The following is a 24,175-nucleotide window of genomic DNA, read 5'->3' as shown; positions in this document are numbered from 1 at the left end:
CCACCTAGTCCCTTTCCCGGCGCTGGACCAGGCGCCAGTTGATGATGGAGAAGACGGCCACGATCAGGAAGATCGCCCAGGCGATGGCCGCTCCGTAGCCGAAGTCGTTGTTGTCGAAGGTCTGCTGGAAGAAGTAGAGGACCACCGTCTGGCCGGCGTGCTCGGGACCGCCTGAGAATGTCGAGCCGCCGTTGTTGGCGCCGAGCAGCACCTGGGACTCGGAGAAGGACTGCAGACCGGTGATCGTGGACACCACCACGGTGAACAGGATGACCGGGCGCATCATCGGAACGGTGATCTTGAAGAAGGTCTTGACCGGACCGGCTCCGTCGACCCGCGCGGCCTCGTAGAGCTCGCTGGGGATGGTCTGCAGGCCGGCGAGATAGATGATCGCGTTGTAGCCGGTCCACTGCCAGGTCATCAGCGCGGCGACGGCGACCTTGATGCCCCACGGCTCGTTCAGCCAGGCGACCTCGCCGACCCCGATGACCCTGAGCGCGGCGTTCATCAGGCCGAAGCTCGTGGAGAAGATGGAGCCGAAGATGATCGCGACGGCGACCACCGAGGTGACCGACGGCACGAAGTAGGCGAACCGGTAGACGCCCTTCAGCCGCACCGCCGAGTTCAGCATCACGGCACTGATCAGGGCGATGAAGAGCATCGGGAAGGTGCCCATGGCCCAGATCACCAGGGTGTTGCCCACCGCGTCCCAGAACAGGGTGTCGGTGAGCAGATAGCGGAACTGCGACAGTCCCGCGTACTCCATCTCGCCCAGGCCGTCCCAGCGCTGGAAGGCCAGGAAGAGCGAGAAGCCGACCGGGATCAGTCCGAAGCAGAGGAAGAGGAGATAGAACGGCGAGATCGCGGCGTACAGGCGCCAGTGGCGCCGGATGCCGCCCTTGGGCCGGGGCTCGGCGGCGGCCGGCCGGGGCGCGTCCACGGCCGCTGCGGCTGGTGCGGTCTTCAGATCGGCCATGGCTCAGCTCACCCCCAGGTGGTCTGCGATACGTCGGCACTGGGCCATGGCGTCGCGCCAGGCCCGCTTGCGGTTCTTGCCGGAGATGTAGACGGAGGTCAGCTCGTCCCTGATGGGCTGGACGAGGGCCACGTCGTACGGGCTGTTGTAGGCGACCGGGATCTGCTGGGCGGCCGGACCGAAGACGTCCATGGTGATCTGACCGCCGAAGAACTCGTCCGGCGTGCGAAGGTCCGGCGACGCGAAGGAGGCCGGGGTGGAGGGGAAGAGGGAGGCCTCCAGGAAGCCGCGGGACTGGTTCTCCGGGCCGAGCAGCCAGGTGATGATCTCGAAGGCGAGCTCGGGCTCACGGCAGTACCTGGTGATGCCGAGGAAGGAGCCGCCGTCGTTGGCCGGACGCTCCGGCATCGCGGCGACCCGCCACTTGCCCTTGGACTTCGTCAGCTGCGACTTGAAGTCGCCGGCCACCCAGGAGGCGCCGATCTGGCTCGGCAGTTTGCCGTCCTCCAGCGCCGCGTTGATGTCCACGGTGCCGGACTTGAAGGGGGAGTCGATGCCCCGGTCCATGCATTCCAGCGCGAGGTTCCAGGCGCGGACGATGTGTTCCTGGTCGCCGATGAAGTGCCCGTCCTTGTCGACGTAGCGTTTCGTCGACTGGCCCACGGCCATGCCGAAGACCGCCAGCGGGTCACTCACCATGTAGGAGCCCTTGGCCTTCTTCACCAGCTGCTCACCGGCGGCGAAGTAGTCGTCCCAGGTGCCCATCTGTGCGGCCACGTCCTCGGGCTCGGTGGGCAGGCCCGCCTTGTCGAAGATGTCGGGGCGGTAGTAGTGGACGCAGGGGCCGGTGTCGATCGGGAAGCCGATCTGGCGGCCGTCGTCGGCCGAGCCCTGGCTCCACTTCCAGTCCAGGTACCGGCTCCTCAGCTTGTCCGCGCCGAGGGTGTTGAGGTCGATGAACTGGTCGGCGTTGGGCAGCAGGGAGGCTATGTCCTCGCCCTTCAGGCCGGTGATGTCGGGCGCATGGGCGCGGGCGGTCAGGGTCGTCAGCAGCTTCGAGCGGAAGTAGCCGCCGATCTGAGTGGCCTTCAGGTCGACCTGGGTGAAGCGCTTGACGGCGTCCTCCACCAGCTTGTCGCTCAGTCCGCCGCCCCAGTACCAGAGCGTCATGTCGCGCCCGGTGGATCCGGCCGGGACCGAGCAGCCGGCGGCCGTGCCGCCCAGCAGAGCGGCCGAGGTGGTTGCCAGGCCCGCGCGAAGCAGTCCTCTGCGCGAGAGATGCACTGCTCCCACCGCCTTTCGGTTTCTCGTCGTTGAGGAATCAGGGGGTGTTACGGAGAGGTCCTACGGATGAGAGGTCTTACGGATGAGAGGTCCTACAGAGGTGTGACCGGCGCCCCCGGTGGGGGCGGACCGGGGTCGGTCGGGATCCGGTCGGCGAGGAAGCCGAACTCGCGGCGCAGCGCGTCGGCGCCGGGATCGGCGGTGACACCGCGCCACCACTCCGCGACGCCGCCCCAGCCGGGCGCCGCCAGCGCCCCGCCGTGCCGGCGCACGGACAGCCCGGCCGCGAGCGCCGCGAAGCGCAGCCGTTCGGCCAGCGGCCAGCCGGCCAGGGACGCGGCGACAAAACTCGCCCCGAAGACATCCCCGGCGCCGGTCGCATCCAGGACATCGATGTCGAGCGCGCGGGCCTCGGCGAACTCGCCCGTGCTCTGGTCCACGGCGATCGCCCCGTCCCGCCCCCGCGTTACCACCGCGACCGGCACCAGGTCGGACAGCGCGTGCAGCGCCGCCGTCGGCGTGTCGGTTCGGGTGTACGCCATGGCCTCGCCCTCGTTGGGGAGGAAGGCGTGGCACAGGGAGAGCTGGTCGAGCACGTCGGACGACCACTGCCGGGAGGGGTCCCAGCCGACGTCGGCAAAGATCTTGGTGCCCGAAGCGGCGGCCTTGGCGAGCCACTGCTGCCGCTCGGAGCCGATGTGCACCAGAGCGGAGCGGGCGGCCAGGGGGTACCCCCTGCTCGAAGAGCTCGGGGGAGGGTCAAGGATGAGCTCGTCCTGGCCGTACGGCGGCTCGTGGCCGTTGGTGACCAGCGCCCGGTCCTCCCCCAGCGCGAGGGAGACGGTGACGGGCGTGTGCCAGCCGGCAGGCGCCGTACGGGACAGGGAGAGATCGATACCCTCCTGCCCGGCAAGCACCTCTCGGCAGTAGCGGCCGTAGAAGTCGTCACCGAACACGGTGGCCAGCGACGTGCGCAGGCCGAAGCGGGCGGCGGCGACCGCGAGGTTCGCGATGCCGCCGGGACCGCTGCCCATCCCCTGGGTCCAGATCTCCTCACCCGGCACGGGCGGCTGCCCGAGGCCGGTGAAGACCAGGTCGTAGAAGAGCAGACCGGTGAGCAGGAGGTCCGGCGCATCATCGTCCGGCGTCCCGTCCGGGGTGGGGAGCGGCTCGCTCACGAGCGCGTCCTCTCGTCAAGAGCGTGCAAGTTCGACCCGCTGATCGTGAGACAAGTGCGCAAACTTTTCAAGACTTCTTCAATACCAAGCAGTGATTTGATTGAAATTGAAGTAGTGTGCATCGCATGCTGGCAGAGCGACGACATCAACTCATCTTGCGGGCGCTACGCTCCGGGGGTCCCGCGTCTGTGGCCGATCTCTCCTCCGAGCTGGGCGTGAGCGCCGCAACGGTCCGCCGCGACCTGATCAGACTCGAGGAGGACGGCCTGCTCACCCGCGTCCACGGGGGCGCGGTGGTGGAGGAGGGCGATCAGCCCTTCGCGGAGGTCGCCGAGGTCCGGGTCTCCGACAAGGACGTCCTGGCGGAGCGCGCCGCAGCGATGATCAAGGACGGCCAGACGGTGCTGCTGGACATCGGCACCACCGCCTACCGCCTGGCCCGGCACCTGCACGGTCGCCGGCTCACCGTGATCACCAGCAATCTGGTGGTGTACGAGGAGCTGGCCGAGGACACCGGCATCGAGCTGGTGCTCCCCGGAGGTGTGGTGCGCCGCGAGTACCGCTCGCTGGTGGGCTTCCTCACCGAGGACAGCCTGCGCCAGCTGCACGCCGACTGGCTGTTCCTGGGCACGAGCGGCGTCCGGCCCGGCGGCCAGGTGATGGACACCACCGTGGTCGAAGTGCCGGTGAAGCGGGCCATGATGGCCGCCGCCGACAAGGTGGTGCTGCTGGCCGACGCCGGGAAGTTCCCCGGCCAGGGGATGGCCAAGGTGTGCGGTCCCACGGACCTCGACGTAGTAGTGACCAACGCGTCCGCGGACCCGGCGACCCTCGCCGCGCTCGCGGAGGCCGGCGTAGAGGTGATCAAAGCATGAAACTGACCATTCTGGGCGGCGGGGGATTCCGGGTGCCGCTGGTGTACGGGGCGCTGCTCGGCGACCACGCGGAGGGCCGGGTCACCAGCGTGACCCTGCACGACCTCGACGCCGGCCGGCTGTCCGCGATCGCCCGGGTGCTGGCCGAGCAGGCCGCCGGGCACCCGGACGCCCCGGCGGTGACCGTCACCACGGATCTGGACGAGGCGCTGAAGGGCGCCGACTTCATCTTCTCCGCGATCCGCGTCGGCGGCCTGGAGGGCCGGGCGGCGGACGAGCGGGTCGCGCTCGCCGAGGGCGTGCTGGGCCAGGAGACGGTCGGCGCCGGCGGCATCGCGTACGGACTGCGCACGCTGCCGGTCGTGGACCACGTCGCCCGGAGGGTGGCCGCGCTGGCCCCGGACGCCTGGTTCATCAACTTCACCAACCCGGCGGGCCTGGTCACCGAGGCCATGGCCCGGCATCTGGGCGACCGGGTGATCGGCATCTGCGACTCCCCGGTGGGCCTGGGCCGCCGGGTGGCCCGTGCGCTGGGCGCCGCACGCCCCCAGGACGCCTGGATCGACTACGTCGGGCTGAACCATCTGGGGTGGCTGCGCGGCCTGCACATCGACGGCCGCGACCAGCTGCCGCGGCTGCTCGCCGACCGTGAGCTGCTGGGCAGCTTCGAGGAGGGCAAGCTCTTCGGCCCGGAATGGATCCAGTCGCTGGGCGCCGTACCGAACGAGTACCTGCACTACTACTACTTCAACCGGGAAGCGGTGAAGGCGTACCGGGAGGCGCGGCAGACCCGCGGCGCCTTCCTCCGCGACCAGCAGGCCCGCTTCTACGACTGCATGCGCGACCCGGCCGCGTCCGCGCTGCGCACCTGGGACGCCACCCGGGCCGAGCGCGAGGCGACCTACATGTCGGAGAACCGCGAGGCGGCCGGCGCCGGCGAGCGGGACGAGGCGTCGCTCACCGAGTCCGGCGGCTACGAGAAGGTCGCCCTCGCCCTGATGCGGGCCATCGCCCGCGACGAGCGCACCACGCTGATCCTCAACGTGCGCAACCGGACGACCCTTCCCGTCCTCGACGAGGAGGCCGTCATCGAGGTCCCCTGCCTGGTCGACGGCAACGGCGCCCACCCGGTGGCCGTCTCCCCGCTGCCGGGGCATGCCACCGGGCTGGTCTGCGCGGTCAAGGCCGTGGAGCGCGAGGTACTGACCGCGGCGGCCACCGGCTCCCGGGCCGTCGCCGTGAAGGCCTTCGCGCTGCATCCGCTCATCGACTCCGTGGAGGTGGCGCGGCGGCTGGTCGACGAGTACCGCGGAGTGCATCCGGGCCTCGGGTACCTGAATTAGCGCCGCACCTCTCCCCTGCCGACCAGCTCCCGAAGAGCTTCCCAAGAGCTTCCGAAAAGAGACCCCATGCACGACGAACGCCGCCGGATCGAGGAGCGCGTCGAGCGCGTCCACGACCAGCGCATCAAGCCGGCCGTCTACTCCGCCTGCGTCCCCCTGACGGTCGAGGCATGGCAGGCGCCCGGCGAGCCGGTGCCCTTCGCCGAGGCCGCGGGTGCCGCGTACGAGCCCTTCGCGATGGGTACGCCGTGGGGTCCGCCGTGGGGCACCACCTGGTTCCGGATGCGCGGCCGGGTGCCGGCCGAGTGGGCCGGCAAGCGTGTCGAGACCGTGATGGACCTGGGCTTCGTCGGCGACTGGCCGGGCAACCAGGCCGAGGCACTGGTGCACGTGCCGGACGGCCGCCCGCTGAAGGCCGTCAACCCGCAGAACCAGTACGTCCCGGTCGCCAACCCGGCCGTCGGCGGCGAGGAGATCCACTACCTGGTGGAGGCCGCCTCCAACCCGGACATCCTCGCCGACGACTTCATCGGCCCCACCCCGCTCGGCGACCGGCTCACCGCCGGCGACAAGCCGCTGTACACCTTCAAGCGCGCCGACCTCGCCGTGCTCGACGAGAACGTCTGGCACCTGTCGCTGGACCTGCAGGTGCTGCGCGAACTGATGCTGGAGCTGGACGCGCACGACCCGCGCCGGCACGAGATCATGCACTGCCTGGACCGCGCCCTGGACGCGCTGGACCTGGACGACATCTCCGGCACCGCCGCCGACGCCCGCGCGGTGCTCAAGACCGCGCTGGACAGGCCCGCGCACGCCAGCGCGCACCGGATGTCGGCCGTCGGGCACGCGCACATCGACTCCGCGTGGCTGTGGCCGATCCGCGAGACCAAGCGCAAGACCTCCCGTACCTTCTCCAATGTCACCGCGCTGGCCGAGGAGTACGACGAATTCGTCTTCGCCTGCTCGCAGGCCCAGCAGTACGAGTGGGTGCGCGACAACTACCCCCATGTGTGGGCCCGGATCCAGCAGGCCGTGAAGAACGGGCAGTGGGCACCGGTCGGCGGAATGTGGGTGGAGTCGGACGGCAATCTGCCGGGCGGCGAGGCCATCGCCCGCCAGCTGATCCACGGCAAGCGCTTCTTCATCGAGCACTTCGGCATCGAGACCAAGGGCGTGTGGCTGCCGGACTCCTTCGGCTACAACGCGGCCTATCCGCAGCTGGCGAAGCTGGCCGGGAACGAGTGGTTCCTCACCCAGAAGCTGTCGTGGAACCAGACCAACAAGCTGCCCCACCACTCGATGTGGTGGGAGGGCATCGACGGCACCCGGATCTTCACGCACTTCCCGCCGGTCGACACCTACAACGCCGAGTTCTCCGGCAAGGAGATGGCGCACGCGGTGCGCAACTACCAGGACAAGGGCGTCGGCACCCGCTCGCTGGCCCCCTTCGGCCACGGCGACGGCGGTGGCGGCCCCACCCGGGAGATGATGGAGCGCGCCCGCCGGCTCGCCGATCTGGAGGGCTCGGCAAAGGTCAAGGTGGAGCACCCGGACGCCTTCTTCGCCGAGGCGAGCAAGGAGGTCCCGAAGGACCAGGTGTGGTCGGGTGAGCTCTATCTGGAGCTGCACCGTGCCACGTACACCTCGCAGGCCCGCACCAAGCAGGGCAACCGGCGCAGCGAGCACCTGATGCGCGAGGCGGAGCTGTGGGCGACCACCGCGGCGCTGCACGCGCCGGGCTATCGCTATCCGCACGAGAAGCTGGACCGGCTGTGGAAGACGGTGCTGCTGCACCAGTTCCACGACATCCTGCCGGGCTCCTCGATCGCCTGGGTGCACCGGGAGGCGGAGGCGGAGTACGCGCGGGTCGCGGCCGAGGTGCGGGAGCTGACGGCCGAGGCGCTGGCGGCGCTTTCCGATGGTGAAGGCCTTTCGGTGTTCAACACCAGCCCGCGCGACCGCGCCGAGGTCGTCACGGTACCTGCGGGCACAGCGGCCGACGGCCAGCAGCTCGCCGACGGCTCGGTGGCCGTGTACACCGAGGTCCCGGCGAGCGGCATCGCGCCGCTCGGCTCGTCCGGGGCCGCCCCGCAGCCGGTGACCGTCGAGGGCCGTGTGCTGGACAACGGGCTGGTGCGGGTGGAGCTCGCCGCGGACGGCACCATGGCCTCCGTCCGCGACCTGGTGGCCGGCCGCGAGGTGCTGGCACCGGACGCCGCCGGCAACCTGCTGCGCCTGCACAGCGACCTGCCCAACTACTGGGACGCCTGGGACATCGACAAGCACTACAGGAACCGCTACACGGACCTCACCGAGGCCGAGTCGGTCACCGTGTCCGAACAGGGTCCGCTGCTCGGCGCCCTGCGGGTGGAGCGCTCCTTCGGCAAGGGCTCGCGGATCGTCCAGACGATCGTCGTACGGGCGGGCAGCCGCCGGATCGACATCGAGACGGAGATCGACTGGCACGAGGCGGAGAAGATACTCAAGGCCGCCTTCCCGGTCGACGTCCGGGCCGACCACTCCCGCGCCGAGATCCAGTTCGGCCATGTGCAGCGCCCCACGCACACCAACACCAGCTGGGAGGCGGCCCGGTTCGAGGTCTACGGCCACCGCTGGGTGCACATCGGGGAGCCGGGGTACGGCGTCGCGGTCATCAACGACTCGACGTACGGCCACGATGTCTCCCGCACCACGCGGGAGACGGACGGCGGTACGACGACGACGGTCCGCCTCAGTCTGGTGCGAGCCCCCCGCGTCCCGGACCCGGAGGCGGACCAGGGCAAGCACCGCTTCACCTACGCGCTGCTGCCGGGCGCGACGGTGGAGGACGCCGTCGCCGAGGGGTACGCGCTGAACCTGCCGCTGCGGGTCGGCGCCGCTGCCTCGGCCACCCCGGTGGTCACCAGTGACAACCCGGCCGTCACCGTCGAGGCGGTCAAGCTGGCCGACGACGGCTCGGGCGATGTGGTGGTGCGGCTCTACGAGTCGCTGGGCGGCCGGGCGCAGGCGGTCCTGCGCCCGGGCTTCCCGCTGGGCGGAGTGCAGGTCACGGACCTGCTCGAGCGCCCGCTCGCGGGACGGCCCGCGGAGGTATCAGCGGCCGGTGAGGGGGAGGTGACCGTGTCGCTGCGGCCGTTCCAGATCCTCACCGTGCGGCTGACACCCGCGGGCTGATGGTGCGAGGCCCTGCCCGGTCCCCCCTGTGGGCCGGGCGGGGCCCTCATGACGGTTGTTTCCGGCGGCGCCGGCGTCGGCCGTGTGTCCTCAGCGGTTCCGCCTGTCGGGGGGCGGCGGCTGGAACGGGATCGGAGCAAGAGGCCCCGCAGGCCGGTTCCCGCGCGGTAGGACGGGCACCGAAGGAACCCTCGCGATGCGACGGTCATGTTTCTGCGAGACCCTGGGGTGGGCGAGCGCGCCCGGCAGTGGCGACGCCTATCCAGCGTGACACCCGCGCCTGGCGAGGAAGGCGGGCTGTGATGAGCGATTCAGATGCGGGCGCCGCGGGGCGCAGCCAGGGCGAGACGGCCCAACTCTCGGCGATCAAGTTGAGCGTCAACGATCAGGTGCGGCAGCTCGCGGTGGATCCACGGACCTCGCTGCTCGACGCGCTGCGCGAACATCTGCGGCTGAGCGGAACCAAGAAGGGGTGCGACCACGGGCAGTGCGGCGCCTGCACCGTGCTGATCAACGGCCGGCGCGTCAACTCCTGTTTGACGCTCGCCGTCATGCACGAGGCCGACGAGATCGTGACGATCGAAGGCCTGGGCGATCCCGACGGCCTGCACCCCATGCAACGCGCCTTCATCGAGAGTGACGGCTTCCAATGTGGCTACTGCACTCCCGGTCAGATCTGTTCGGCTGTCGGCATGCTCGCCGAGGCGGAGGCGGGTTGGCCCAGCCACGCCACCGCTGACGTGGCCTCGCCGCGAATCGCGTTGACCGATGAGGAGATCCGCGAGCGGATGAGCGGCAACATCTGTCGGTGCGCCGCCTATCCGAACATCGTCGCGGCCATCCGTAGCGTCGTGGAGGGAGGCCCGGAATGAGGTCCTTCACCTACGAGCGAGCGACGGACGTACAGGCCGCCGTCGCCGCGGTGTCCCGAACCGGCGCGAAGTTCATCAGCGGCGGCACCAATCTGCTCGACCTGATGAAGCTCGACATCGAGAAACCCAGCCATCTGGTCGACATCAGCCGGCTTCCCTTGCGGGACATCGAGGAGCTCCCGGACGGCGGACTGCGCATCGGCGCGCAGGCGGCGAACTCCGACGTGGCCGCCGATGCCCGAGTGCGCAGCCGCTATCCGGTGCTGTCGGAGGCGCTGGTGGCGGGCGCCTCGGGCCAGTTGCGCAACAAGGCGTCCACCGGTGGAAACCTGTTGCAGCGCACTCGCTGCCCCTACTTCTACGACACTGCCGCGGGCTGCAACAAGCGGGATCCCGGATCCGGCTGTTCGGCGATCGGCGGGTTCAACCGGATACACGCGATCCTCGGCGCCAGCGACTCCTGCATCGCCACCCACCCCTCGGACATGGCCGTCGCGATGACCGCGCTGGAGGCGGAGATCGAGCTGCTCGACGCCGATCAGGCGGTACGCCGCGTCGCCATCACGGACTTCTACCGGCTGCCGGGCGATACGCCGCACATCGAGACCGTGCTGCGGCCCGGCGAGATGATCACGAGCGTCGTCCTGCCCCCGCCCCCGCCGGGCCGGCAGAAGTACCGCAAGGTGCGCGACCGGGCGTCGTACGAGTTCGCGCTGGTCTCCGTGGCGGCTGTCGTCTCGACCGATCAGGGAACGATCGGTGAGGCGCGGGTGGCGTTCGGCGGTGTGGCCCACAAGCCGTGGCGGTCCGCCGAGGCGGAGGCCGCGTTGACCGGCGGTCCGGCCACGATGGCGACCTATCGCGCCGCGGCCGAGGCAGCGATGCGCGACGCCGTGGGGCAGGGGCACAACGACTTCAAGATCGAGCTGGCCAAACGCACGCTGTGCCGCACGCTGGCGCAAGTGGCCCGGGCGAGCTGAGGAGGCGGCATGATCGGGCAAGCTGTGAACCGCGTCGACGGCCCGTTGAAGGCCACCGGCCGGGCCACCTACGCCTACGAGCACTGGGAGGCCGGCCAACCGCTCTACGGCTTCATCGTCGGCGCGACGATCGGCAAAGGCCGCATCACCCGGATCGACACCGAGAACGCCGAACGCGCACCCGGTGTGCACATGGTGATGACCCATCTCAATGCCCCGGCGCAAGGCTCCCGCGATGAGTCCCTTCCCTTCGAGTACTGGCGCGCCCAGCCGGTTCTGACCAGCGCCGACATTCACTATTACGGCGAGCCGGTGGCACTCGTCGTCGCGGCGACCTTCGAGCAGGCCCGAGCTGCGGCCGATCTCGTCGACGTCGAATACAGCGCCGGGCGGGGACGTTTCGACTTCGGCGAGTACGAAGATGACACGTACATCCCGAAGGTGGTCAATGCCGGCCTCCCCACCGACACTGCGGTGGGCGACTTCGATGCCGGGTTCAACAGCGCGGAGGTCACGGTCGACCAGCACTACACGACGCCGTACGAGTTCTCGATGCCGATGGAACCGAACGCGTGTCTGGTGGAACCGCGTGACGAGGACCTGGTCGTCTACGTCAGCTGCCAGATCGTCGATGCGGCGCAGGCCTCGGTCGCCAGCACGCTTCGCATGGACCCGGAGCGGGTTCACATCGTCGCCCCCTTCGTCGGCGGGGGATTCGGTTCCAAGCTGGGCATCCATTCCGAGACGATCCTGGCAGCGCTCGCCGCTCGCACGTTGCACCAACCGGTCAAGGTCGCGCTGACCCGCCAGCAGATCTTCCAGCTCGTCGGCATGCGCCCCATATCCAGCCAGCGGGTTCGGCTGGGCGCGGGGCGCGACGGACAGCTGACGGCGATCGCCCATGACGTCACGATGCACACCAACCCCGACGTGGAGTACGCCGAGCAGACCGCCGCCACGACCCGCAGCCTTTACGCCGCGCCCCACCGGTTGACCAGCCACCGGCTGACGGCGCTCGATCTGCCGCGCGGGACGGACGTCCGCGCGCCGGGCGAGGCGCCGGGCATGCTGGCGGTCGAGTCGGCGATGGACGAGCTGGCCCATGCACTCGGGATGGACCCGGTCGAGCTGCGGATCCGCAACGAGCCCACCGTCGATCCCGAGCGAGATGTGCCGTTCAGCGACCGACACCTGGTCGAGTGCCTGCGCGAGGGCGCGCGCCGGTTCGGCTGGGAGCACCGCCCCGCCACCCCGGCGAGTGTGCGCGACGGGCCGTGGTTGGTCGGCTACGGCATGTCGGCCGCCATCCGCGGGCATTTCCAAGCGCCGACATCGGCGCGGGTGCGGTTGGATGCGGACGGCACCGCCGTCGTCCAGACGGACATGACCGACATCGGTACGGGCACCTACACCATCCTGACCCAGGTCGCGGCCGACGGGCTCGGACTGCCGCCGGATCGGGTGCGGATCGAGCTCGGGCGTTCCGAGCTTCCCACCAGCTGGGGGTCCGGTGGCTCGTGGGGCGCCACCAATTCGTGCACCGCGGTGCATCGGGCGTGCGCGGCCCTGCGTGCGAAGCTGCTGGATGCGGCCTGCGGCGACGCGCGCTCTCCACTGCACGGCCTGGACCCGGCAGACGCCGTGTTCTCCCATGGCAACGTGGGCATCGGTGGCGCGACCGAGGCCCTGGGCGAGCTCGTCGCACGCGACCATCCCGACGGTGTGGAGGCGGAGGGCGAGACACGCTTCATGGGCGACGATCCGAACTACACGGACTACTCGATCAACACCTACGGGGCCCATTTCGCCGAAGTGGCGGTCGACGCGGACACCGCCGAGATCCGTCTGCGGCGGATGCTCGGCGTGTTCTCGGTGGGCCGCGTGTTCAACCCGAAGACGACCCGCTCGCAGCTGATCGGCGGCATGATCTGGGGAGTCGGCGCGGCCCTCGAGGAAGAGTCCGTCGTCGACCCGCGATCCGGGGCCTTCGTCAACCGGGATCTCGCGGGATACCTGGTGCCGGTCCACGCCGACATCCCCGACGTCGACGCCGTCGTCCTCGACGGCTACGACGACAAGGCCAACGTCCTCGGCGCGAAGGGCGTCGGTGAGGTGGGCATCTGCGGGGCCGGTGCGGCGGTCGTGAACGCGGTGTTCAACGCCACCGGCGTGCGCGTGCGCGACTTCCCCGTCACCATCGAGAAATTGCTGCCCGGTCTACCACCGATGGCCAACTGAATCGAGAACGTCCGGTGCCGGTGCGCCGGCCTGTGGGCGTGAGTCGGCGGTGTCCGGGCCCATCGTCGTCGGTGGCCGTCATTTCAGCAGGTCAGATCGAATGTGAGGCGTGTACCACCAGCAGACGGAGAACCTGCTGAAACCCCCAGCGCCCGGCGCCGGCGCTGCGGGCTGGTCCGTGCCGCTCGACCGGTCGGCGCGCGGGGCATCGAGTCCGGTTCCGGAGACCGAATGGGGGCGAAGTGCACGCGCGTCCCGTCGCTCGTGGTGGTGAACTGCGGCCACTCGTTCAGTCCGGCTTCCGCGGCGCGCCAGTCGTACTCGTACCGCCAGTACCGCGCCGGCTCCTGCGAGTACCCACGGGGAAGGAACGCCATACGCCCAGCCCACCCGGGGCAGTTCGTCCGGCCACCGAGTGCGGTCCAGACGCTCGTGCAGATCGTCCAGGTCCGCTTGGGGAGAGTCGACGCGGAACGGACGCAGATCCTCGGCGAGACTCGTCACAGCCACGGACGACAGGGCCGTCCGCGCCAGGCGAACGATATTGATCACCTGGACACACCAGGGGTCCCGGCCGACCGGCCTTCGCCATCAAGAGATCTCAGCTCCCAGGAAGCCCGAGGGCGGGGGTCGACTCACTCGCGAGATCAGGCCACCGGCGCGGCGGGCGCGGTCACACGGCCGGCGTCTCCTCCCCGTGCCGTGTCGCGCCGTTCGGCGACCAGTTCGTGGGGCACTCCGAGCGGTACCGCGCTGACCTCGTCGAGACGCGTGAACTGCTCGGGGGTGAGCTCGACGCCGAGCGCGCCAAGGTAGCTCTCGAGCTGGCCGAGGTTCCGCGGCCCGATGACGGGGATGAGTGAGGTCGTGGCACGCGCCGCCCGCTGGCGCAACCAGGCCATCGAGACCTGTGCCGGCGTCGCGCCGGTCTCCTCGGCGATCGCCAGGACGGTGTCGACGACCGCGGTCTTCTGGTCCGTGGACTCGGTGTGCACAAGCCTCTTCAGATCGCTGAGCCGGCCCTTGGTGCCGCCCCGGTACTTTCCGGTGAGCAGTCCGCCACCGAGGGGGGACCACAGCGCGGCGCCGAGTCCGAGGCTCGCGGCCATCGGCAGCAGCTCGCGCTCGGCGGTCCTCTCGACGAGGCTGTACTCGACCTGGATGCCGGCGACCGGCGCCCAGTTCTTCAGGTCCGCCAGGGTGGCGGCCCGGGAGACCCGCCATGCGGGGAAGTTGGACAGTGCGGCGTGCAGAATCTTGCCCGAGCTCACTAGATCGTCGAGGCCGCGCAGGATCTCGTCCATCGGTGTCAGGTCGTCGGGGAAGTGAACCCAGTACAGGTCGATGTAGTCGGTGCCGAGACGCTTCAGGCTCGCCTCCAGCGAGTGGATCATGTTCTTGCGGCTGTTGCCGGTCTTGGAGATGTCGGGCTGCGGCGTGGCCCCGTTGCTGAACTTCGTCGCCAGGACGAAGTGGTCGCGGTCGGCGGCGAGGAACTGGCTCAGCATTGCCTCCGCCTCGCCGAACTGGTAGCTGTCCGCGGTGTCGATGAAGGTGCCGCCGGCTTCGGCGAACCTGTCGAACATCTTGCGTGCCTCGTCGGGCTCGGCTCCGGCGCCCCAGCCGGTGCCGAAGTACGCGGTGCCGAGCGCGTACTCCGAGACTCGCAGTCCGGTGCGGTGCCCGAAGGTTGTGTAGCGCATGGATTCTCCCTGGTGTGGAGCTGGGATCTGTTCCTCGGTCCATCCCTGCGACGCAATCCGTTGAGGGATCCACATGCACATTCCACCTATTACCTTATCTTTCGCTCGGATGATGGCGGGCTGTGCCGGTGGCCGGCGTGGGGTGGTGGGGGTGCCCGCCCGATCGGCGAGAGCCGGGCGCAGCGGTGAGGACTTCCCACCTTGCTCCAGATCAATACACCTGGGCGTTGGACCACTCGCGGCCGTCCTGCATGGTGATGCGCCGGCCGGGGAAGTGGCTCACGCCGAGGGTCATGGCGCATCCGGTGCACTGTGTTGGCGTTTGTGGGGTCCGCGAGCTGATGCGGCGCAATGTCGGCGCTCGATGCGCACTGGATACGCAGATCCGGGATCCGGTGCACAACGATTCCGGAACGTGGCCGGCGGCCCGCGGCGAAATGCGGTCCCCGGCGTGCCGTGCTCCACTGATAGGGCAGGTGTGATGGCGTGCGCGCGCGTGGTGGTGGGGCGAAACGGCCGATCCGAAGGGTTCGGAAGGGGCGTCCACATGAAGATCGTCGTCGATCTCACGCGGTGCCAGGGGTACGCCCAGTGTGCTTTTGCCGCGCCGGATGTGTTTGCCATACACGGGGACGAGGCTCTGCTGTACGACCCCGATCCGGACGACGCACAGCGGGAGAAGGTCGTGCGGGCCGCGGCGGCCTGCCCGGTCCAGGCCATCTTCCTCGACCGTGAGAACGCCCGGCACCGGCAGCCCGCGCCCGGGGCGCAGGTGGCCGCCCCCGGCCCTGGGGAAGCGTTCAAGCGTACGGGGCGCATCGTCATCGTCGGGGCGTCCCTGGCCGGCCTGCGGGCTGGTCGGATGCTGCGCCGAGAGGGCTTCACCGGCTCGCTGACCGTGATCGGGGACGAGCCTCACGCACCCTATGACCGGCCTCCGTTGTCGAAGCAGGTCCTCATGGGCCAGGTTCCGGCGCGGCGGACCGGACTGCCCCGCCGCGAAGAGCTCGACGCGCACTGGCGGTTGGGAGTCGCGGCCACGGGGCTGGACGTGAGCGGCAAGCAGGTGCTGCTGGCCGATGGCGCGAAGGTGGGATTCGACCGGTTGCTCATCGCCACGGGGGTTCGGGCGCGCCCGTGGCCGAACGAGTCGGAGGCCGCGCTCGACGGGCTGTTCGCGCTGCACACGCCGGAAGACGCGGAAGGGTTGCGGCAACGGCTGGTGGCCGGACCCGGCCGGGTGCTGGTCATCGGTGCTGGGTTCACCGGCTGTGAGGTCGCCTCCGCCTGTCGCGAGCTGGATGTGCCGGTGACCGTCGTCGAGCGGGGCAAGGCCCCTTTGTCCGGGGCGCTGGGCGCGGTGATCGGGGGCATCGCGGCGCAGATCCAGCGCGACCACGGGGTCGACCTGCGGTGCGGCGTTCGGGTCGAAGCGCTGGAAGGCGACGACAGCGGGCGATTGCGGCAGGCCCGGCTGTCCGACGGCAGCGTCCTGGACATCGATGTGGCGGTGGCCGCGCTCGGCAGCATCCGCAACGTCGAATGGCTGGAAGGCTCGGGGCTGGCGGCCGGGGTCTGGGGGGTGGCGTGCGATGCGGGGTGCCGCGCTGTCGACGTCAACGGCGTCGTGACCGACGATGTGTTCGTCGCAGGCGACGTGGCCCGCTGCCCACATCCCGTCTACGACTACCAATACCTCGCCCTGGAGCACTGGGGCAACGCGGTCGCCCAGGCGGGGATCGCCGCGCACAACATGATCAGCGCCCAGAGTGAGCGCTGGCCGCACCTGGCGCTGCCGGAGTTCTGGTCGACCCAGTTCGGCACCGAGATCAAGTCCGTCGGCGTCCCGACCCATGCCGACCAGGTCGTCATCGCCCAGGGATCGGTGGCCGAGCGCCGCTTCGTCGCCGTCTACGGCTACCGCGGGCGGATCACCGCGGCGGTCGCCTTCAACCAGGCCAAGTGGCTGGAGTTCTACGCAGGATTGATCGACCGGGCGGCGCCGTTCCCGCCGTCCTTCCGCACCGTCGACCAGGCCACCGACGGGCGCCCGGTCGCGGCCGAGGTCCCGGAACGGCCCACCCCTCAGGCCACGGTCGTGGTGACCGGTCACGGACCCAGCGAACGGCGGGCCACGTTGGTCCGCAGAACGTACCTGTGACCCCTGCCCAGGCGACCGCACGTCCTTGATCCCCGAGTTGCGGGAGACGCCCACCATGGCTCAGACCAGCATCTGGCAGCAGATCCTCGATCCCTCCCACCGCGCCGACCCGTACCCGCTCTACACCGAGTTGCGCAAGACACCCGTGGTACGGGTGGAGGACGGGACCTACGTCGTGAGCACCTACCGGGAGATCGTCGCCCTGCTCCACGACCCACGGCTCAGCTCGGATATGCGCAACCTCCCCGAGATCGGCGCCGAGGCACCCGCCCAAGCGGCCGAGGAGGGCACTCCCACACTCCCGCCCACCTTCATCCAGACCGACCCTCCCGACCACGACCGGCTCCGGCGCCTGATGACGCGGAACTTCGGCCCACCCCACCGCCCGGGACGTATCGACAGCATGATGCCCGACCTGCTCGGGATCGTGACGAGCCTGATCGACGACTTCACAGGCAAGGACGGGTCCGGCACGGTCCGGGTCGACATCGTCGACGACTTCGCCTATCCCTTCCCGGTCACGGTGATCTGCGAGCTGCTGGGAGTACCCCGCGAGGACGAACCGCGATTCCAGGCACTGTCCGACGCGGTTGTCAAGGCCGCCGACCCGACCACCGGAGGGATCGCGGAGCGGCAGCGCCGACGCGCGAAGACCATCGCAGACCTCGGCCAGTACTTCGCCCAGCTCCTCGACGCCCGCCACGGCCAACTGGGCGACGACCTGCTCTCCGGACTCCTCAGCGGCGACGGCGACGAGGCGCCGATGTCACCCGAAGAGATACTGAGCAACGCGGCCCTGCTGCTCGTCGCCGGCCACGAGACGACCGTCAACCTCGTCACCAACGGCATGCTCACCCTCCTGCGCCACCCCGAGGTACTCGACCGGCTACGCCGCGGCGACGAACCCGATCTGGCCGCCCGGGTGGTCGAGGAACTCCTGCGCTACGAACCACCGGTGCAGTTTCTGGCCAACAGCCGGAACACCCTCGACGACATCGAGGTCGGCGGCACCACCATCCCCAAGGGCTCACCGGTCGCCCTCGTGCTGGCCTCCGGCAGCCGCGACCCGGACTTCGTCCCGGACCCCGACCGCTTCGACCCCGACCGCGAGCACAACGAGCACCTCGGCTTCGGCGGCGGCATCCACTACTGCTTCGGTGCCCCGTTGGCCCGTCCCGAGACGCAGATCGCCCTCACCGAGCTGGCACACCGGCTGAAGAACCCCCGACTCGTCGCCGACCCACCTCCCTACCGCGCGAGTCCGTCCCTGCGCGGCCCCCGTCACCTCCTCATCGAGATCGACGGCGTCAACCCCGGACAACACCGCCCACCATGACCATGCGCCGGACCACCGCATGCGCGCGAGTTCTCGCAGTCGGAGGCCGTCGACGTCGTGGTCGGCCACCAAGGAACCCTCAGGAGCGCCGAGCCGCGCGCCGGGACCTCGTCATGCCCATCCGGCCGAACGCAGCAGACAGCACCCTCGCGAAGATCACCGCGATTCAGCCGACCCGAACGGAACGCGGAGGCCAGAGGCGGGTCGGATTTCCGATCAGGGTCGGCAGACGCGCTGGACGAGGTCCTGCCATCCCTGTGCGACCCGCTCCTCGGTCCGGCGGGCGGCTTCGGTGAGGTCGGACGCCGACAGGTGGAGCAGCAGGGGGCCGTCCAGGGCGGCGGTGAGCTGGACGGCCAGGACGTCGAGGTCAGCAGCGCCGAGGTCGGTCTGTCCCGGCAGCATACGGATGTGCATCCGGGAGAGAGCCGTCTCCGGTCCGACCGGTACGGGCTGGCTGCCGTCCAGGGCAGCGCGGGCGATCTCGCGGTGCCCGATCAGGAAGCCCGCTCGGGCCCGGCCGTACGCGATCAGGGCGCATAGCCGCGGGTCGACCGGGCGATCCGGACGTCGTCGGGGTGGGCCAGTGTTCCTCGCAGTCGGGAGGCATGGCCGTACAGGGTCCCGTTGCCGCGCTGTGGAGCACGGCTTCCCCATACGCGAGCGATGAGATCCACTCAGCCGGTCACCGCGCGTTGGCGCGCCGAACGGCACGGAGCCGTAAGTCGAACTCCTTCACCATGCGGAGGCCGCGATCAACCGGCTCCGCCGACAGACCAGGACACGGCGGTCGCGGCAGTCGCGACGGCGACCGCCGCCAGACGCCGGTAGTCGATGGTGTCCGGGGTGTCGGTCGGCCGGTGGTAGTGGGGGTTCCGGAAGTTCGCCGTACTGGTCAGCATCAGGGCGGGAATCCCTACGTTCCAGAAGGACGCGTGGTCGCTGCGGTCGAGGTGGATCAATGGTGGCACCCCGAGGCCGACGAGTGCGCCCAGCAGGCCGTCCGGACGCGGGTCGCGCAGTGTGACGGCGGGCAGCGGGGGCTCTGCGGCCCCTGCTGCCCGGCGCCACAGGGCGGCCGCCGCCTCCGACGAACGCCGGTGGGCCACGAGGGTGAAGTCGCCTCGCCACCCGGCCGCGCGCACCGCTGCGGCCGCCCGGGGGAAGGCCGCGCCGAAGCCGGCGGGCATCAGCTGGGTCCCGGGCTCGTTCGCGAAGAAGCCGACCGACTCCAGGCAGATCATGCCCGTGACCCGCCCGGAGCGGCGGAGCCGCCGGGCCGCGACCCGTGAGCCGATCATCCCCAGCTCCTCCATGTCGAAGAACAGGAGGGTGACGGCGGGCGGTCGTGGCAGCTCGCCGAGGAGCCGTGCGATCTCCAGCAGAGCGGCGACTCCGGAGGCGTTGTCGTCGGCGCCGGGGCTGTCGGCGACGGTGTCGAGGTGCGCTCCGACGACCACGGTGGCGCGGTCGGCTCTTCCCGGCAGCCCGGCCAGGAGGTTCGTGCCGGTCAGCCGCCGGTGCAGGCGGAGTTGGAACGCGAGCGCCCGACCGGTCTGGCGGTCGGTGCCGCCCAGGCGCCACCGTACCTCGAACGGCTGCCGCTCCGTCCGCCAGCCCGCGGCGGCCAGTTCACTCGTCACATGGGCCTCGGCGCGCAGCATGGCCTCGGGGGCACGGATCCGGCTGCGCGGGCGGTCGGCCAGGAATCCGACGTCATGTCGCAGGCGCTGCGGGTCGGCCCGCCGGGTCAGTTCGCGTACGAGCGCGGGCACGTCGTGGCCGAGGCCCATGACGGGTTCAGCCCTGGGCGGCCGGGGCCGGGACGGCCACGACACGGTCGGGATCCAGCGAGTTGACCTCGGCCGGCCGCTCCTGGAAGAGCCAGTGGCCGACATCTCCCCAGGGCGCCGACGCGCTGTGCGGGCGAGCACTTACGGAGCGGTCCCAGTCGGCATCCATGCCCTTCGCCTTGAGCGAGCAGTCCGCAAAGACGCGCGTCCGCCGTCCCGGCAGTTCGGGTGCGCGCGTCTCGCTCGCCGTGTTGATCGAGCCGTTGCGGATCTGCCGGGCCTCGTCGTAGGCGGGGTCGTCAGGCCGGACCGGCCTGCCGGAGAAGGAACGCTCCAGCTCCTGGTGGGCCGTCCCGTTCAGCCGTGCGGCTGCGGTGGCTTCGCTCATTGGCCGACTCCTCTCCAGCCGTCCTCCCCCTGTCAAGCCTCCCACCAGGCACGTACCGCTGCTTGTGCAGCAGCGGCCGCCATCTGACGGGGTCGATGTCCTACGGGCGGAGCGAGCAGCTCGTCGAGAGGGCATGACCACGGAAACGTAGACCACCTCGAACTCCTCGAGGGCCCGCAAGGTCACGTGGGCCTTGGCCGTTGGCTCGCCGCTCAACGCCGCGACGGGGGCCCGGGAGGCCGTTGTCCGGCCGTTCCCTCTCGGCGGCAGGCCGCCGGGCGGGGCCGCGGGGCACGGGATCCACGCTCCTGCGAGGACCGCTGCGGCCATCAAGCCGAGGTCCCCTTGTGCGTCGACGGTCGGGGCCTCGTATCCCGTCGTTCGGCGGCAGCCAGGTGGGCGGGGGTGACGCCCGGCAGGACACGGGGAGTGCGGCCCGGGCAGCCGGGCCTTGTGACTCCGTGGTCGCATCAGTCCACCGCGCCGCACGGAGGTGGGGAGTTCACCGCGACGGCCCCAACCGGCTGAGCGGTACGTGATACGGACCGCCGGGACGGGTGCGAGGCCGCCAGGCGGTCCGATCGAATCCTGGACGCCAACATCAACGACCTGGACCTGGCCGGCAGTACACCAAGCACAGCCGCCCCTCTCCCGATCCCGCCGATGGGGACGGAACGGGCACTCGACGGCGACCCACAGCGAGCACATCACCGCAGGTCAGCGCACCCGACCTCGCGGTTTCAGCGCCACCGGCGGCAGTTCGGGAGCCGACAGCCGGTCACCGTCGTACCCGTGCACGTCCCCGAAGCGGCCGCCCTCCGTCCAGTCCCTGCGAGCCTGCTCGATCTCCTCGTGCGACCGTCCGATGAAGTTCCACCACATGACGATCTCCTCCCCGAACGGCTCGCCCCCGAGCAGCATCAGCCCCGCGTCCGACTCCGCGCGCAGCGGCAGCTCGGTGCGCCCGCAGCCCAGGTAGAGCATCGATCCGGGGAGTACCGGCACGCCGTCGACATGGGCCTCGCCCGACATGGACAGAACGGCGTACTCGAAGTCGGGTTCCAGCGGCACGCTGGTCTCGGCCCCGCGGGTGAGTGCCAGGTCCGCGCCGACGAGGGGCGTGTACGTCGTGCCGGGTGAGGAGGCGCCGTCGAGTTCCCCCAGGACGACCGTGGCCGTGAGGCCGGGGGCGGTGACGCGGGGCAGTCCGGAGTGGTGCTGGAAGTGCGGTTCCCCATGGCGGTGGGCCTCGGGCAGTGCGACCCACAGCTGGGCGCCGTGGAGGAGGCGGGCGTGGGGCCTGGGGCTCTCCTCGGAATGGCTGATCGCCCGCCCCGAGGTCATGAGCCCGAGCTCGCGCGGGCGGATCGTCTGGAGACTGCCGACGCTGTCGCGGTGCAGGACCTCGCCCTCGTGCAGCCAGCTGACCGTCTGCAGACCCATGTGCGGGTGGGGCGGGACCTGCATGCCGGGCTCGTCGGCGATGTCGTCGGGACCGTAGTGGTCGACGAAGCACCATGCGCCGACCATGCGGCGGCCGAGGTTCGGGAGCAGCCGGCGCACCTGGGTGGATTCGCCGACCTGGACATGGCGGGGGGCGAGGAGCTCACGTACCGGCTCGGCGACGACGAAGCCGCGGCCGCCGCAGACCGACAGCGCGGCCTGACGATCAAGATTGCTCATAGAGCCCAACCTAGACCTGTGCGGGGCGGGCCACAAAGCCCCCCAACTCGCTCATTGCGTACCCGGATGTGACTGACAGGGGTCTGTTCGAGCAGGTCACGGACCATGTCACGGACACTGCCGAGATGGCTGAACGGCTGAGGCCCACAAAAGGCTCCCCGTGCGCAGCAGTTAGCATCGCGGCCATGCCGAGGCCCGAGGAGAGCAGCCGCGCCGAAGGGGCAACTTCCGCCCCCTGGCGCGTCACTGTGGTGAACCACCGACGCACGGTCGGCCGCCCGCCGTACGAGCAGCCCCGACCCGACGGGCATCTGCTCGCCTCGCGGGACAACCTGCGCATCCACGGCAGGGTCGGGGAGATCAGCTGTGTCGACGACTCGGGCCGCACCCGCTGGACCCACGGCTGCGCCGGCAGTCCGAACGCCGCCCATGTCTCCGGCGGCCGGGTCCTGGTCACCACGGACTCCCTCGACTACACACCCTGGGGCCACCTCGGCCCGGCCCTGCTGCTCGACCTGGCGGACGGCACACGGATCGCCGAACTGCGCGGAGCGCGCGGAGCGGCCCTCCGCGGCGGCCGCTTCGTGCTCGGCCTGGAGGGCTACGACTTCTTCGACACCTGGGAGTACGACGGCGACGGCGCCGTCGTCGACTCCTGGCGCAGCTACGGTCACTACGTCGTCGGCACCGGCATCCGCGTCGTCGAGACCGACCGCAACCACCCGACCCGCAGCCGTGTGGTCCGGCTGCTGCCCGGCGGCGTCATCGAACGCGGTCAGCAGCTCACCGACCCGTCGGTCCCGCGGCCGCTCGTCCTGGAGGACGGCACCATCCTGGTCCTCGACGCCGGGGTGCTGCGCGCCGTCGGCCGCCGGCTCGACGGCACCGTCCTCGCGCAACTGCTGCCCGTCACCCTCGAACAGGTCTCCGGCTGCGTAGGAGCGCTGCACCGCGACGGCGACCGCATCACCGCGGTCATCGCCGAGCCCCACCCGGGCCACCCGTCCCGGCACACCGTCCACACCTGGACCATCGCCCTCCGTACGCGCACCTGACGGCGGGCCGATGCGATCGGTCGCCGGCCTCTTCGGCAGGGGCGGTCCGCTGCGCCCGGCCGGTCGGACCACGCCGCTCGGTGGCCATGAAGGGCACGGCGTCGAAGGAAACGCCCTTCGGGACGTTTTCCCAGGTCGGCGCGGTGGCAGCGATCAGCGTCGGGCACCACGCGCTATTGTGGAATGTTCAACCACTTCGGTCGGTTGACAAGGCGCAGGGCCCAGGAGCGGGCCCGCCGGGAAGGAGCCCAAGTGAGCAACACGTACTACGAGTTCGGAACGGCAGCGGACCGCTGGGACCGGGCCCGGATGTTCTTCGACGCCAAGGAGTACGTGACGGCGGCGCGGATCCTCGGCGGGCTGGTGGCCGAGGTCCCGGAGCAGGTCGCGCCGCGGCTGCTGCTTGCGCGGGCGTACTACCACTCCGCGCAGCTGCGGAAGGCCGAGACCGAGCTGCGCGCGATCCTGGAGCACGACCCGGTGGAGCACTACGCCCGGCTGATGCTGGGCCGCACGCTGGAGCGGCAGGGCAGGGCCGACGAAGCCGCGCCGCACCTGCGGATGGCGGCGGCGATGTCCGGGGAGTCGCCCGACACCGCGTGAAACCGGCCGCACGGACCGTTGACAGCGCACGGAGGCGATCGTGTAACCAACACGCATGACCACCTCCGTGCACGGCCCGGCCGAGGCTGCCGCCGGATCCCGCGATCGCGCAGAGCGCTGATCGCGGGATCCGTGGGCAACTTCATCGAGTGGTACGAGACCGGCGTCTACGGCTACTTCGCCACCGTCATCGCCGCCAACTCAATCCGACGCTGATGGCCAGCCTCAGCGAGGCCCTTCGCGGCGTCCCGCTGCGCACCTCCGACAGCCTGGGACTGCCCTCGGCGGCCAAGGAGGCGTACGCCTTCGCGATCCTCGGCTTTCTCACCGCCCACGGACTCGCAGGAACCGTGCCGTCGTGCACCGGTGCGCGCCACGCCGGCATCCTGGGTTCGATCACGTCGGTACGGCTGCGGTTGCCACCCGGCGGACGACCGATGTGATGCCGGGCCCGGTCCCGGAGGTTCCGACCTGTCCACGCCCGGAACATGCGTGTCCGGGGCACCCGCATGCGCCGGGCCGTCGCGGGCTGC

18 protein-coding genes and 2 pseudogenes are annotated in these 24,175 nt (G+C 70.5%); 11 read left to right on the top strand and 9 right to left on the bottom strand.

Annotated features, from left to right (window positions below):
- Positions 1-4: 4 nt before the first annotated feature.
- The 3 genes from ACWCP0_RS20710 to ACWCP0_RS20700 all read right to left on the bottom strand — a co-directional run bounded on the left by ACWCP0_RS20710 (position 5) and on the right by ACWCP0_RS20700 (position 3,438).
- Complete coding sequence (locus ACWCP0_RS20710; protein WP_451080258.1) at positions 5-976, bottom strand: carbohydrate ABC transporter permease; 972 nt, start codon at positions 974-976, stop codon at positions 5-7.
- A 3-nt stretch (positions 977-979) separates the two neighbouring features.
- Positions 980-2,260, bottom strand: coding sequence for an ABC transporter substrate-binding protein (locus ACWCP0_RS20705; protein WP_451080303.1), 1,281 nt, complete (start codon positions 2,258-2,260; stop codon positions 980-982).
- Positions 2,261-2,352: 92 nt separating this feature from the next.
- Positions 2,353-3,438: a carbohydrate kinase family protein gene (locus ACWCP0_RS20700; protein ID WP_451080257.1), complete on the bottom strand. Its 1,086-nt coding sequence runs from the start codon at positions 3,436-3,438 to the stop codon at positions 2,353-2,355.
- Between the two features lie 125 nt (positions 3,439-3,563).
- Between ACWCP0_RS20700 and ACWCP0_RS20695 the strand changes: the two genes are divergently transcribed.
- The 6 genes from ACWCP0_RS20695 to ACWCP0_RS20670 all read left to right on the top strand — a co-directional run bounded on the left by ACWCP0_RS20695 (position 3,564) and on the right by ACWCP0_RS20670 (position 12,920).
- Complete coding sequence (locus ACWCP0_RS20695) at positions 3,564-4,313, top strand: DeoR/GlpR family DNA-binding transcription regulator (protein WP_451080256.1); 750 nt, start codon at positions 3,564-3,566, stop codon at positions 4,311-4,313.
- The gene (locus ACWCP0_RS20690) at positions 4,310-5,656 is read left to right on the top strand and encodes a 6-phospho-beta-glucosidase (RefSeq protein WP_451080255.1); all 1,347 of its coding nucleotides are present in this window, start codon (positions 4,310-4,312) and stop codon (positions 5,654-5,656) included. The genes ACWCP0_RS20695 and ACWCP0_RS20690 overlap by 4 nt, the downstream gene beginning before the upstream one ends.
- 66 nt (positions 5,657-5,722) lie before the next feature.
- Positions 5,723-8,830, top strand: a complete 3,108-nt coding sequence (locus ACWCP0_RS20685; RefSeq protein WP_451080254.1) for an alpha-mannosidase — start codon at positions 5,723-5,725, stop codon at positions 8,828-8,830.
- Between the two features lie 302 nt (positions 8,831-9,132).
- Positions 9,133-9,702 (top strand): 2Fe-2S iron-sulfur cluster-binding protein, encoded by a 570-nt coding sequence (locus tag ACWCP0_RS20680; RefSeq protein ID WP_451080302.1) that lies wholly within the window; start codon positions 9,133-9,135, stop codon positions 9,700-9,702.
- The gene (locus ACWCP0_RS20675) at positions 9,699-10,682 is read left to right on the top strand and encodes an FAD binding domain-containing protein (protein WP_451080253.1); all 984 of its coding nucleotides are present in this window, start codon (positions 9,699-9,701) and stop codon (positions 10,680-10,682) included. The genes ACWCP0_RS20680 and ACWCP0_RS20675 overlap by 4 nt, the downstream gene beginning before the upstream one ends.
- 9 nt (positions 10,683-10,691) lie before the next feature.
- Positions 10,692-12,920 carry a xanthine dehydrogenase family protein molybdopterin-binding subunit gene (locus ACWCP0_RS20670; RefSeq protein WP_451080252.1) on the top strand — a complete coding sequence of 743 codons (2,229 nt, stop codon included), beginning with the start codon at positions 10,692-10,694 and terminating at the stop codon, positions 12,918-12,920.
- 203 nt (positions 12,921-13,123) lie between these two features.
- Here the strand turns inward: ACWCP0_RS20670 and ACWCP0_RS20665 are convergent.
- Both ACWCP0_RS20665 and ACWCP0_RS20660 read right to left on the bottom strand, forming a co-directional pair.
- A pseudogene (locus ACWCP0_RS20665) lies at positions 13,124-13,424 on the bottom strand (epoxide hydrolase N-terminal domain-containing protein); the annotation flags it as partial.
- A 143-nt stretch (positions 13,425-13,567) separates the two neighbouring features.
- Entirely contained in the window at positions 13,568-14,623 is a 1,056-nt protein-coding gene (locus tag ACWCP0_RS20660) for an aldo/keto reductase (protein WP_451080251.1), read from the bottom strand.
- 547 nt (positions 14,624-15,170) lie between these two features.
- Here ACWCP0_RS20660 and ACWCP0_RS20655 point away from each other — a divergent pair.
- Together ACWCP0_RS20655 and ACWCP0_RS20650 are read left to right on the top strand one after the other, a co-directional pair.
- A complete protein-coding gene (locus tag ACWCP0_RS20655) occupies positions 15,171-16,784 on the top strand; it encodes an FAD-dependent oxidoreductase (RefSeq protein WP_451080250.1) in 1,614 nt (537 codons plus the stop codon).
- A gap of 55 nt (positions 16,785-16,839) precedes the next feature.
- Positions 16,840-18,120 (top strand): cytochrome P450, encoded by a 1,281-nt coding sequence (locus tag ACWCP0_RS20650; RefSeq protein ID WP_451080249.1) that lies wholly within the window; start codon positions 16,840-16,842, stop codon positions 18,118-18,120.
- Between the two features lie 216 nt (positions 18,121-18,336).
- On the opposite strand, the gene ACWCP0_RS20645 is transcribed toward ACWCP0_RS20650, so the two are convergent.
- The 4 genes from ACWCP0_RS20645 to ACWCP0_RS20630 form a co-directional block, all read right to left on the bottom strand.
- On the bottom strand, positions 18,337-18,525 hold the full coding sequence (locus ACWCP0_RS20645; protein ID WP_451080248.1) for a hypothetical protein: 189 nt from the start codon (positions 18,523-18,525) through the stop codon (positions 18,337-18,339).
- 350 nt (positions 18,526-18,875) lie between these two features.
- A complete protein-coding gene (locus tag ACWCP0_RS20640; protein ID WP_451080247.1) occupies positions 18,876-19,913 on the bottom strand; it encodes a M28 family peptidase in 1,038 nt (345 codons plus the stop codon).
- A gap of 7 nt (positions 19,914-19,920) precedes the next feature.
- Positions 19,921-20,301 carry a hypothetical protein gene (locus tag ACWCP0_RS20635; RefSeq protein ID WP_451080246.1) on the bottom strand — a complete coding sequence of 127 codons (381 nt, stop codon included), beginning with the start codon at positions 20,299-20,301 and terminating at the stop codon, positions 19,921-19,923.
- A 717-nt stretch (positions 20,302-21,018) separates the two neighbouring features.
- Entirely contained in the window at positions 21,019-21,984 is a 966-nt protein-coding gene (locus ACWCP0_RS20630) for a pirin family protein (RefSeq protein WP_451080245.1), read from the bottom strand.
- A 185-nt stretch (positions 21,985-22,169) separates the two neighbouring features.
- Here ACWCP0_RS20630 and ACWCP0_RS20625 point away from each other — a divergent pair, with 185 nt between their 5' ends.
- From ACWCP0_RS20625 to ACWCP0_RS20615, 3 genes and pseudogenes are all read left to right on the top strand, one after another.
- Positions 22,170-23,039 carry a hypothetical protein gene (locus tag ACWCP0_RS20625; protein ID WP_451080244.1) on the top strand — a complete coding sequence of 290 codons (870 nt, stop codon included), beginning with the start codon at positions 22,170-22,172 and terminating at the stop codon, positions 23,037-23,039.
- A 252-nt stretch (positions 23,040-23,291) separates the two neighbouring features.
- On the top strand, positions 23,292-23,642 hold the full coding sequence (locus tag ACWCP0_RS20620; RefSeq protein ID WP_451080243.1) for a tetratricopeptide repeat protein: 351 nt from the start codon (positions 23,292-23,294) through the stop codon (positions 23,640-23,642).
- Positions 23,643-23,845: 203 nt separating this feature from the next.
- A pseudogene (locus tag ACWCP0_RS20615) lies at positions 23,846-24,085 on the top strand (anhydro-N-acetylmuramic acid kinase); the annotation flags it as partial.
- Positions 24,086-24,175 lie beyond the last annotated feature (90 nt).

The sequence above is a fragment of the Streptomyces sp. NPDC001970 genome, from assembly GCF_053594115.1.
This window is presented reverse-complemented; position numbering and strand designations above follow the sequence as displayed.